The organism is Streptomyces sp. NPDC028289 (genome assembly GCF_055565975.1).
The window spans coordinates 56,370-67,572 of sequence record NZ_JBVHTI010000021.1; the positions used below are offsets into that span (position 1 = coordinate 56,370).

An 11,203-nucleotide genomic window follows, 5' to 3' on the forward strand; every position below is an offset into this window, starting at 1 on the left:
CTGCCACTGACAACGCGCCCACGCCCCGATGGTAAGTGATCTTGATTGGTCAGCTCTGCCCCCAAAAGTGCCTGACCAATACCGTGCGGGCGATCACTTGAGATCGGTCACGTCCGGCCCCGGCAACCAGTGGACCGAAGCAAGCGTCTTTCCATCGAACGCAGGCCGGAACGCCAACGTATGGGGATACGTCGGGACGCTTATCGGCTGCCTACCGGGGAGGGGAAAGCACAGCCGGACGACAGCCCGGTCCCAGGCACCACGGCACTACAGTGGGTCGGACACATGGGTCGGAGACATTCAGCAAGCAGCAGGGAGCGCATGACGTGCGGCCGGTAGGCAGCAAGTACCTCCTGGAGGAGCCGCTGGGACGCGGCGCCACCGGGACCGTCTGGCGTGCCCGCCAGCGGGAGACCGCGGGCGCCGAGGCGGCCGTGCCCGGCCAGCCCGGCGAGACCGTCGCGATCAAGGTCCTCAAGGAAGAGCTCGCGAGCGACCCCGACATCGTGATGCGCTTCCTGCGGGAGCGCTCGGTCCTGCTCCGGCTCACCCACCCCAACATCGTCCGGGTCCGCGACCTGGTCGTCGAGGGCGATCTCCTCGCCCTCGTCATGGACCTCGTCGACGGCCCCGACCTGCACCGCTACCTGCGCGAGAGCGGCCCCTTCACGCCCGTCGCCGCCGCCCTGCTCACCGCCCAGGTCGCCGACGCGCTCGCCGCCAGCCACGCCGACGGCGTGGTGCACCGCGACCTGAAACCGGCCAACGTGCTGCTCGCGCAGTACAACGGCCAGATGCACCCGATGCTGACCGACTTCGGCATCGCCCGCCTCGCCGACTCCCCGGGCCTGACCCGCACCCACGAGTTCGTCGGCACGCCCGCGTACGTCGCCCCGGAGTCCGCCGAGGGCCGGCCGCAGACCTCCGCCGTCGACATCTACGGCGCCGGCATCCTGCTGTACGAGCTGGTCACCGGCCGCCCGCCGTTCTCCGGCGGCAGCGCCCTGGAAGTCCTCCACCAGCACCTCAGCGCCGAGCCCCGTCGCCCCTCCACCGTCCCCGACCCGCTGTGGACGGTCATAGAACGCTGCCTGCGCAAGAACCCCGACGACCGCCCGAGCGCCGAGAACCTCGCGCGCGGCCTGCGGGTCGTCGCCGAGGGCGTGGGCGTGCACGCGAACTCCGCGCAGATCGCGGCGGCCGAGGGCGTCGGCGCGCTGCTCGCCCCCGACCCGGCACCGGCCGCCGTGCCGGGCGCGGCCGACCCGACCCAGGTGCTGCCGAACACGGGCACGCCGACGGGCGCGTACGACCCGAACGCCGCGACCAGCGTCCTGCCGCACACCGGCCAGCCGGGGCCGTTCGGCGCCGCCGACCCGACCGCCGTGCTGCCGAACACCGGCGCCGCCGACCCGACGGCCGTCATGCCCCCGATGCCCCAGGGACAGCCCGGCCAGCCGGGGCAGCCCGGCCAGCAGCAGCCCGAGCAGCCGCACCCCTGGCAGACCCAGCTCCGCGCGGCCCGCGACCGCAACGAACAGACCCAGGTCCAGTACCTCGACCCGGGCGAGGACCCACTGCGCCGCCGCCCCCAGCGCCAGGTGGCCCGGCCGCAGCAGCCGCCGCCGCGCCAGGCCCCGCAGCAGCAGCCGGTACGCCGGCCGCAGCCGCGCGGCGCACAGGGCGGGCAGGGCGGCTACGGCCAGCAGCCGGCCGGCTACGGCCAGCAACAGCCCGCCGGATACGGCGGCGGTCGGCCGCAGCAGTACGCCCCGCCGCCGCAGCAGCCCCAGCAGCGCTACGCGCCGCCCGCCGAGCCGCAGCAGCGGGCCCCGCGCGAGCCGCGGCAGCGCAGCGCCAACCCGATGCGGATCCCCGGGCTCGGCTGCCTCAAGGGCTGCCTGTTCCTGGTCGTCATCCTGTTCGTCGCGGGCTGGCTGATCTGGGACCTGACCCCGGTGCACACGTGGGTCGGGCAGGGCCGGGGCTACTGGAACCAGCTGAGCCACTGGGCACACTCGGTCAGCAACTTCATCGGCGACCTGGGCAACGGCTCCGGCAACTGACCGCGGGAACCGACCGCGAGTTTGGGGATTTGTCGACACCTGGCGGGTGATTTCCGCCTCCGTGGTGAAGGTTGGCTACTCGGACGCGTACTTTTGTCGGCAACACGCGTCTGTAGGAGCAGCCTTGGCACGGAAGATCGGCAGCCGGTACACCGCCCACCAGATCCTGGGGCGGGGCAGCGCCGGCACGGTGTGGCTGGGCGAGGGGCCGGAGGGGCCCGTCGCCATCAAGCTGCTGCGCGAGGACCTCGCGTCCGACGAGGAGCTGGTGGGCCGCTTCGTGCAGGAGCGCACGGCACTGCTGGGCCTCGACCACCCGCACGTGGTGTCCGTCCGTGACCTCGTCGTCGACGGCAACGACCTCGCCCTCGTCATGGACCTGGTCCGGGGCACGGATCTGCGCACCCGCCTGGACCGGGAGCGGCGGCTCGCGCCCGAGGCGGCCGTCGCGATCGTCGCGGACGTCGCGGACGGGCTGGCGGCGGCGCACGCGGCGGGGGTCGTCCACCGTGACGTGAAGCCGGAGAACGTCCTCCTCGACATGCAGGGCCCGCTGGGTCCCGGCGGCTCCCACCCCGCCCTGCTGACGGACTTCGGCGTCGCGAAGCTCATCGACTCCCCGAAGCGGACCCGCGCCACGAAGATCATCGGCACGCCGGACTACCTGGCCCCGGAGATCGTCGAGGGCCTGCCGCCCCGCGCGTCGGTGGACATCTACGCGCTCGCCACGGTCCTCTACGAGCTCCTCGCGGGCTTCACCCCGTTCGGCGGCGGCCACCCCGGCGCGGTGCTCCGCCGCCACGTCACCGAGACCGTCGTCCCGCTCCCCGGCATCCCCGAGGAGCTCTGGCAGCTGCTCGTCCAGTGCCTGGCGAAGGCGCCCGCCTCCCGGCTGCGGGCCTCCGAGCTGGCCGCGCGGCTGCGGGAGCAGCTGCCGATACTGGCGGGGATGCCGCCGCTGGACGTCGACGAGCCGGAGACGGAGACGCCGGAGGAGGCCGAGGACCCGGCGACCGCCGCCGCTCCGGCCGCGGAGGAGCAGCGGGTACGGCGCCGGGGGGCCGTCTCCCTGGTGCCGGGCGCGAAGCCGGACTCCAACCGGGACACGCACACGTCGATGCGGGTGCCGGGCCCCGACGAGCTGGCGGGCGGCGCCCGGGGCACCGCGCGGGCGCCGCGGGCGTCGGGGGCGCCGCGGCCGGGGTCGGCGCGGCATCGGGTGGCGGCGCGGCGGCGGAGGGTGACGTTCGCGGTGGCGGGGGTCGCGGTGGCGGCGGCGGTCGGCGTCGGCGCGTGGCTGGCGTCGTCGGGTGACGACTCGGCTCCGCCGCAGGAGACGCACAGCTCGTCGACGCCGTGACCTGCCGGTGGCTCCGCCGGTTTCTGTCCACCCGCCCACCCGCCCACCCGCCCACCCGCCCACCCGCCCACCCGCCCACCCGCCCACCCGACTCGGTAGGCACCAAACCCACCGCCACGGGGCTCCGCCCCGGACCCCGCGACAGGAAAGCGGACGCCCGCCCGGCTCGGTGGGACGTGGGTCCACCACCGTCGCGGGGCTCCGCCCCGGACTCCGAGGGGAAGTGGGCGTCCGCCCGGCTCGGTGGGACGTGGGTCCACCGTCGCGGGGCTCCGCCCCGGACCCCGAGGGGAAATGGACGTCCACCTGGCTCGGTAGGGCGACGAGGCCGCCGCCACGAGGCCGCCGCCACGGGGCTCCGCCCCGGATCCCGGAGGGAATCGGGCGTCCGCCTGGCTCGGTAGGCCCTAGGCCCGCCGTCGCGGGGCCCGGGCCCCGGACCCGGCTCGGACCCGAACGTGCGGGGATGCCCGTCGGCCATCCTCGGTTGGCGGAGCCGTTACGCTGGAGGCGTGGCAGTCGTCGATGTATCCGAAGAGCTCAAGTCCCTCTCCTCGACCATGGAGTCGATCGAGGCCGTTCTGGACCTCGACAAGCTGAGGGCAGACATCGCCGTGCTCGAGGAGCAGGCGGCCGCGCCGTCCCTGTGGGACAACCCGGACGAGGCGCAGAAGATCACCAGCAAGCTGAGCCACCTCCAGGCCGAGGTCAGGAAGGCGGAGGCGCTGCGCGGACGGATCGACGATCTCGCCGTGCTCTTCGAGATGGCCGACGAGGAGGACGACCCGGACACCCGTGCCGAGGCCGAGTCCGAACTCGCCGCCGTCAAGAAGGCGCTGGACGAGATGGAGGTCCGGACGCTGCTCAGCGGGGAGTACGACTCCCGCGAGGCGCTCGTCAACATCCGTGCCGAGGCCGGTGGCGTCGACGCCGCCGACTTCGCCGAGAAGCTGCAGCGCATGTACCTGCGCTGGGCCGAGCAGCACGGCTACAAGACGGAGCTCATCGAGACGTCGTACGCCGAAGAGGCCGGCATCAAGTCGACCACCTTCGCCGTGCAGGTGCCGTACGCCTACGGGACCCTCTCCGTGGAGCAGGGCACGCACCGCCTCGTGCGCATCTCGCCGTACGACAACCAGGGCCGCCGCCAGACCTCCTTCGCCGGTGTCGAGGTGCTCCCCGTGGTCGAGCAGTCCGACCACGTCGAGATCGACGAGAGCGAGCTCAGGATCGACGTATACCGGTCCTCCGGGCCCGGCGGCCAGGGCGTCAACACCACCGACTCCGCCGTGCGCATCACGCACCTCCCCACCGGAATCGTGGTCTCCTGCCAGAACGAGCGGTCGCAGATCCAGAACAAGGCCACCGCGATGAACGTCCTCCAGGCCAAGCTCCTGGAGCGGCGCCGCCAGGAGGAACAGGCCAAGATGGACGCCCTCAAGGGCGACGGCGGCAACTCCTGGGGCAACCAGATGCGGTCGTACGTGCTGCACCCGTACCAGATGGTCAAGGACCTGCGGACCGAGTACGAGGTCGGCAACCCCGAGGCCGTGTTCAACGGCGAGATCGACGGCTTCCTGGAGGCCGGAATTCGCTGGCGCAAGCAGCAGGAGAAGTAACTTTGTCGACTTGCCCACGGCGAGTCGATCGACTTGGAACTGCCGCCCCCGTGGCGGCAGTTCTCGTATGTCTGGGTTTTACGTCACACTCACACACTTCAACTCCCGGCATTGGGTGCGCAACTGGACATCGCGCGCGCAACGGCCTTGACGTGCTCTTGGAAAATGGGAAGGGTGAAGTGTGGCATGCGTATCTCTGGGGCGCATGTGAACCGGGGGCCTTGAACATTCGTAGCTGTCTCCGTCGAGCACCGGCCCCGAGCGCCGCCGCACAGACGATCAGCTACTGGGGGTAGCAACCATATGACGAAGAAGACGCGTCTCCGTGTCGCGCGGATAGCCGCCGGCGCAGTGATCGCAGCCGGCGCCTCTCTCACGGCCGCCGGCGCCGCTTCCGCCCTGGACATCGGCGTGAGCGTGACCGACAGCGGTGTCAGCGCGACCGTCGACACCGGCGACGACGATGGCGGCACGGGCGGCGCGCCCTGCGACATCGTCGTGGACCCGACCTGTGACGACGGTGGCACCAGCACCACCGGCGGCACGGACAGCGGTGGGACCGACACGGGTGGCACCGACACCGGTGGCACGGACACCGGTGGCACGGACACGGGTGGCACGGACACCGGCGGTTCGACGACCGGCGGCAGCGACACCGGTGGCAGTGACACCGGCGGTTCCGACACCGGTGGCAGCGACACCGGCGGTTCGACGACCGGCGGGTCGACCACGGGTGGTTCGTCCACCGGTGGCAGCGACACCGGCGGTTCGACCACGGGTGGCTCGTCCACCGGCGGTTCGACGACCGGTGGGTCGACCACGGGTGGCTCGTCCACCGGCGGCTCGACCTCCGGCGGCACCGGCACCGACGGTAACTCCGGCACCTCCGCCCAGGAGGCCGGCACCTCCGCGCTCACCGACACCGGGTCCTCGAACACCGAGGCCCAGGGTGGCGGCAAGCAGCTCGCCGAGACGGGTGCCGGGCAGACGGCGTTCCTCCTCGTCGGCGCGGCCACGATGATCGCCGGCGGTATCGGCTTCCGCATCCTGCCGCGCCTCGTGGGCGGCCGCGGCGGCGCTGCCGCCTGACGGTAGGCAACCGCTCACGGAGCGTATCCGTAGCGCAACGGACGAAGGGCCCTGAGCAGCGGCTCAGGGCCCTTCGGTGGCTCTTGGGTGAGCTTCGCGTGTGAGCTTCGTTACGCGGTCTGGTGGGCCGCCAGCAGCGCCACCGCGGCGATCAGTACCGCCAGCAGCCCGATGAGCGCCATCGGGTTCAGACCGCCGAGGAAACTCTCCTGCTGAAGACGCTCGCGATTCGCGCGGCACACGGGGCACCGGCCTTCGCTCACGGGCGCCGCGCAGTTCGCGCACACCAACCGGTCGTACGTCATGCGCTCGCCCTCCTTGCACCCGCCATTACCCACACAACGCTCCGCGGAACGAGAACGTTCCCCTCCCACTGTGCCAGGTTCCCCCGGAAAGAGCGCGGCCGTCCGCAGACCTCGACCCGGCACTCCTGGGCGTTCCGGAGGGACTGCCCCGGAACAAAACTGCACAAGCCTCACCCAACCGTGACCGGCGCCTGCGCTACCTCACCCGACTCGCGTATGGTCACGCTCATCTACCCCCGGCGACCCGTGGTGCATCCGTGATCCGATTCGACAATGTCTCCAAGGTCTACCCCAAGCAGACCCGCCCCGCACTCAGGGAAGTGTCCCTGGAAGTGGAGAAGGGCGAGTTCGTCTTCCTCGTGGGGTCCTCCGGCTCCGGAAAGTCCACCTTCCTGCGGCTGATCCTCCGCGAGGAGCGGTGCAGCCACGGCCAGGTGCACGTGCTCGGCAAGGACCTCGCCCGGCTGTCCAACTGGAAGGTGCCGCAGATGCGCCGCCAGCTCGGGACGGTCTTCCAGGACTTCCGCCTGCTGCCCAACAAGACGGTCGCCGAGAACGTGGCCTTCGCCCAGGAGGTCATCGGCAAGTCGAAGGGCGAGATCCGCAAGTCGGTGCCCCAGGTCCTCGACCTCGTCGGGCTCGGCGGCAAGGAGGACCGCAGGCCCGGCGAGCTGTCCGGCGGCGAGCAGCAGCGCGTGGCCATCGCGCGTGCCTTCGTGAACCGGCCCAAGCTGCTGATCGCGGACGAGCCCACGGGCAACCTCGACCCGCAGACCTCGGTCGGCATCATGAAGCTGCTGGACCGCATCAACCGGACCGGCACCACCGTGATCATGGCCACCCACGACCAGAACATCGTCGACCAGATGCGCAAGCGCGTCATCGAGCTGGAGAAGGGCCGACTCGTCCGCGACCAGGCCCGCGGCGTCTACGGCTACCAGCACTGACGGAAAGGCATAACCCGACGCCATGCGTGCCTCGTTCGTAATGTCGGAGATCGGAGTCGGTCTCCGCCGCAATCTGACGATGACCTTCGCGGTCGTCGTCTCGGTCGCCCTGTCCCTGGCGCTCTTCGGCGGCTCGCTCCTGATGAGCGACCAGGTCAACACCATGAAGGGCTACTGGTACGACAAGGTCAACGTCTCGATCTTCCTCTGCAACAAGAGCGACGCCGAGTCCGACCCCAACTGCGCCAAGGGCGCGGTGACCGAGGACCAGAAGAAGCAGATCCAGGCCGACCTCGGCAAGATGTCGGTGGTCGAGAAGGTCACCTACGAGTCCCAGGACGAGGCGTACAAGCACTACAAGGAGCAGTTCGGCGACTCGCCGCTCGCCGACTCCCTCACGCCGGACCAGATGCAGGAGTCGTACCGGATCAAGCTCAAGGACCCGGAGAAGTACCAGGTCGTCGCGACCGCCTTCGACGGCCGTGACGGGGTCCAGTCGGTCCAGGACCAGAAGGGCATCCTCGACAACCTCTTCGGCCTGCTCAACGGCATGAACTGGGCGGCCCGCATGGTCATGGCCCTGATGCTGGTGGTCGCCCTGATGCTGATCGTCAACACGGTGCGCGTCTCCGCGTTCAGCCGTCGGCGCGAGACCGGCATCATGCGCCTGGTCGGCGCCTCAGGCTTCTACATCCAGGCCCCGTTCATCGCGGAGGCCGCCGTCGCCGGCCTGATCGGCGGCACGGTCGCCTGCGGATTCCTGGTGATCGCGCGATACTTCATCATCGATCACGGCCTGGACCTGTCCCACAAGCTGAACTTGATCAACTTCATCGGCTGGGACGCGGTGTTGACCAAGCTCCCGCTCATCCTCGCAACGAGCCTTCTGATGCCCGCGCTTGCCGCGTTCTTCGCGCTGCGCAAGTACCTGAAGGTGTGACGCATGCCAAGAGGGCCGTACGGGCAACAGCCCGTGCGGCCCTCTTGCGTTGTCCTAGACTCACCGGCATGTCAGGCCGAGAGCTGTTCTGTCAGCCCCGCCGGGTTCGCCGGGGGGCGGCTCTGACGTTGGTGTTTGCAGGGCTGTTGGTGACCGGGGCGGCCACCGGGGCGTTTCCGGACCCCGGGCAGTCCGACCGGAAGACGCCCACCGGGGCCGCCCGTCCGGCCACCGGGCACGAGGACGTCGCGAAGGCCGCCGCCGAGGCGATGGCCGACGGCAAGTCCCCCGTGGAGGCGGCCGAGCGGGCCGTGAGCCGCAGCGGGGACCGGTGGGCCGCGGTCTACTCCGAGGGTGAGTACCAGGAGTTCGAGGAAGCGCTCGACGGCCAGTACACGGGCGTGGGGCTGTGGACCCGGCGTTCGGCGGACGGGCGGATCGACGTGACCAAGGTGCAGGCCGGGTCGCCCGCGGCCGCCGCGGGGATCAGGAAGGGCGACCGGCTGCGCAGCATCGACGGCGAGGACGTCGACGGGCGGCCCGTCACCGACGTCGTCTCGTTACTGCGCGGTGACGCCACCGACGCCCGCGCCGGTACGACCGTCACCCTCGGTCTCGAACGCGGCACGCGCGCGTGGAGCGAGACCCTGCGCCGGGCGCTGCTGTCGACGGACTCGGTGACCGTCCGCAAGCTGACCGCCGGCATCACCGTCATCAAGGTCTCCGCCTTCACCAGGGGCTCCGGGGAGCTGGTGCGCACCGCCGTCCGGCAGGCCCCGGCCGACGGCGGCATCGTCCTCGACCTGCGCGGCAACTCCGGCGGCCTGGTCAGCGAGGCCGTCACCGCCGCCTCCGCCTTCCTCGACGGCGGCCTGGTCGCCACCTACGACGTCGACGGCGTCGAGCGCTCCCTGCACGCCGAGCCCGGCGGCGACACCGCGAGACCCCTGGTCGCGCTCGTCGACGGCGGCACGATGAGCGCGGCCGAGATGCTCACCGGCGCCCTCCAGGACCGCGGCCGCGCGGTCGTCCTCGGCTCCCGCACCTTCGGCAAGGGCTCCATCCAGATGCCCACCCGCCTCCCCGACGGCTCGGTCGCCGAGCTCACCGTCGGCCACTACCGCACCCCGTCCGGTCACACCGTCGACGGCCGCGGCATCACCCCCGACCTGGACGTGTCCTCCGGGGCGCTGGAGCGGGCGGAGACGGTCCTGAGCGGCCTCGGCGACCCGTCGTAACCCGCGGAACCCCGCAAATCGGCTTCCCCCGCACCCCCTCCGTAGTGCGAAAATGGACGGCACTATGGCCAAGGGAATGTACGTACCGAAAGAGTCCCAGCAGAAGCAGCAGGGGACGGCCGCCAAAGCCAGGGACGGCGAGAAGGGCGGCAAGCGCAAGATCGTCGCGCAGAACAAGAAGGCGCGGCACGACTACGCGATCATCGACACCTACGAGGCCGGTCTCGTCCTGTCCGGCACCGAGGTGAAGTCGCTGCGGCAGGGCCGGGCCTCGCTGGTCGACGGCTTCGTCCAGATCGACGGCAACGAGGCGTGGCTGCACAACGCGCACATCCCGGAGTACAGCCAGGGCACCTGGACCAACCACTCGGTGCGCCGCAAGCGCAAGCTGCTGCTGCACCGCGAGGAGATCGACAAGCTGGAGGCCAAGGCCCAGGAGACCGGTCACACGATCGTGCCCCTCGCCCTGTACTTCAAGGACGGCCGGGCCAAGGCGGAGATCGCGCTCGCCCGGGGCAAGAAGGAGTACGACAAGCGGCAGACCCTGCGCGAGCAGCAGGACCGCCGGGAGAGCGACCGCGCGATCGCGGCGGCGAAGCGGCGGCAGCGGGGCGCGTAGGGGCGCGGGAATGTAGTGGCATCGGCGTGCGTTGGTCACGTACGATGGCACCAACACCGGCGGAAGCTGGTGTGAAGATTGAAAAATCAACATGGGGATGATCGGTTTCGACAGCGGATGTCGAGGCAGGGGAAGCGTGTCGAGAAAGCGGCCATGATCTCGTAAACCACAGGCCGAAACAAATAATCGCCAATTCCAAGAGCGATTCTCCCGAGCTCTTCGCTCTCGCTGCCTAATTAGGTAGTGATCGAATAGCTCCTTAATGGGAGTGTCAGCCCGGGGCTGTTCCCGACCCGGATCCTGGCATCAGCTAGGGGACTAAACCTTGATCCCGGTCACGGGGTGAAGAGGGAAATCAAACAGTGACTGGGCCCGTCGGCGACTTGTTCGCGTGATCGCCGGGGCCGAGAAAATCACAGCGAACTGCACACGGAGAAGCCCTGGTTCCGCACCGTTGGACGCGGGTTCGATTCCCGCCATCTCCACAATCTCCATGTTGCGAGGGCCCGGTGGTCACAGACCACCGGGCCCTCGTCGTACGCGCGGGCCGCGGAGCAGCCGTGTGAAGATTGATCCCGGCCGGTCAAAAACTCTTCACAAAGATCACACGGGTTTACTAAAGTCTGGTGCGCGCACCGAGCTGAGCTGACCCCTCCGCTCCCGCGCACGACCATCAGCGACCGGGGGAACATCGTCGCCATGGGGAGGAGCCGGCGGTCCTGACCGCCGCCGCGGGCACACGTCACCTCTTCGAGCGAGGCCCCCGCCTGCCTTCCTCAGGGAAAACGGGGTGTTCTTTTGCTTTCCAGATCCGGGCTTGTCATGCCCCTTGCACGAAAAGCCGGCCGTCTCAAACGACTCGTCCCCTGGCCGGCCGGACGATCTTCGAGGTCGTCTTCAACGGCAGGACCCAGCGGGTGGCCATTAGGCAGTGTCCGGGCGATCATGAACGGAGCCAGATGACCAGGGCTGCGACGGTGACGGTGCCGAGGAAGATGTATGCGCGTTTTTCATAGCGCG

The 11,203-nt window shown here is 70.2% G+C and carries 9 protein-coding genes and 1 other RNA gene; 9 read left to right on the top strand and 1 reads right to left on the bottom strand.

The window, feature by feature from the left end; genetic code table 11:
* Positions 1 to 326: 326 nt before the first annotated feature.
* The 4 genes from ACZ4UV_RS51255 (at position 327) to ACZ4UV_RS51270 (ending at position 6,134) form a co-directional block, all read left to right on the top strand.
* Positions 327 to 2,066: a serine/threonine-protein kinase gene (locus ACZ4UV_RS51255; RefSeq protein WP_467850002.1), complete on the top strand. Its 1,740-nt coding sequence runs from the start codon at positions 327 to 329 to the stop codon at positions 2,064 to 2,066.
* Positions 2,067 to 2,190: 124 nt separating this feature from the next.
* A complete protein-coding gene (locus ACZ4UV_RS51260) occupies positions 2,191 to 3,426 on the top strand; it encodes a serine/threonine-protein kinase (protein ID WP_390042505.1) in 1,236 nt (411 codons plus the stop codon).
* A 512-nt stretch (positions 3,427 to 3,938) separates the two neighbouring features.
* Positions 3,939 to 5,045, top strand: a complete 1,107-nt coding sequence (gene prfB / locus ACZ4UV_RS51265; RefSeq protein ID WP_390639514.1) for a peptide chain release factor 2 — start codon at positions 3,939 to 3,941, stop codon at positions 5,043 to 5,045.
* A gap of 303 nt (positions 5,046 to 5,348) precedes the next feature.
* Positions 5,349 to 6,134 (top strand): hypothetical protein, encoded by a 786-nt coding sequence (locus ACZ4UV_RS51270; RefSeq protein ID WP_467850010.1) that lies wholly within the window; start codon positions 5,349 to 5,351, stop codon positions 6,132 to 6,134.
* A gap of 110 nt (positions 6,135 to 6,244) precedes the next feature.
* Here the strand turns inward: ACZ4UV_RS51270 and ACZ4UV_RS51275 are convergent, their stop codons facing one another.
* Positions 6,245 to 6,439, bottom strand: a complete 195-nt coding sequence (locus tag ACZ4UV_RS51275; protein ID WP_089106595.1) for a hypothetical protein — start codon at positions 6,437 to 6,439, stop codon at positions 6,245 to 6,247.
* A gap of 257 nt (positions 6,440 to 6,696) precedes the next feature.
* Here ACZ4UV_RS51275 and ftsE point away from each other — a divergent pair, with 257 nt between their 5' ends.
* From ftsE to ssrA, 5 genes are all read left to right on the top strand, one after another.
* Complete coding sequence (gene ftsE, locus ACZ4UV_RS51280; protein WP_294011361.1) at positions 6,697 to 7,386, top strand: cell division ATP-binding protein FtsE; 690 nt, start codon at positions 6,697 to 6,699, stop codon at positions 7,384 to 7,386.
* A 22-nt stretch (positions 7,387 to 7,408) separates the two neighbouring features.
* On the top strand, positions 7,409 to 8,326 hold the full coding sequence (gene ftsX, locus ACZ4UV_RS51285) for a permease-like cell division protein FtsX (protein WP_351486726.1): 918 nt from the start codon (positions 7,409 to 7,411) through the stop codon (positions 8,324 to 8,326).
* A 68-nt stretch (positions 8,327 to 8,394) separates the two neighbouring features.
* The gene (locus ACZ4UV_RS51290) at positions 8,395 to 9,564 is read left to right on the top strand and encodes a S41 family peptidase (RefSeq protein ID WP_467850026.1); all 1,170 of its coding nucleotides are present in this window, start codon (positions 8,395 to 8,397) and stop codon (positions 9,562 to 9,564) included.
* Positions 9,565 to 9,640: 76 nt separating this feature from the next.
* Positions 9,641 to 10,183 carry an SsrA-binding protein SmpB gene (gene smpB / locus ACZ4UV_RS51295; protein WP_390042511.1) on the top strand — a complete coding sequence of 181 codons (543 nt, stop codon included), beginning with the start codon at positions 9,641 to 9,643 and terminating at the stop codon, positions 10,181 to 10,183.
* Positions 10,184 to 10,276: 93 nt separating this feature from the next.
* Positions 10,277 to 10,671, top strand: a transfer-messenger RNA (tmRNA) gene (gene ssrA / locus ACZ4UV_RS51300).
* Positions 10,672 to 11,203 lie beyond the last annotated feature (532 nt).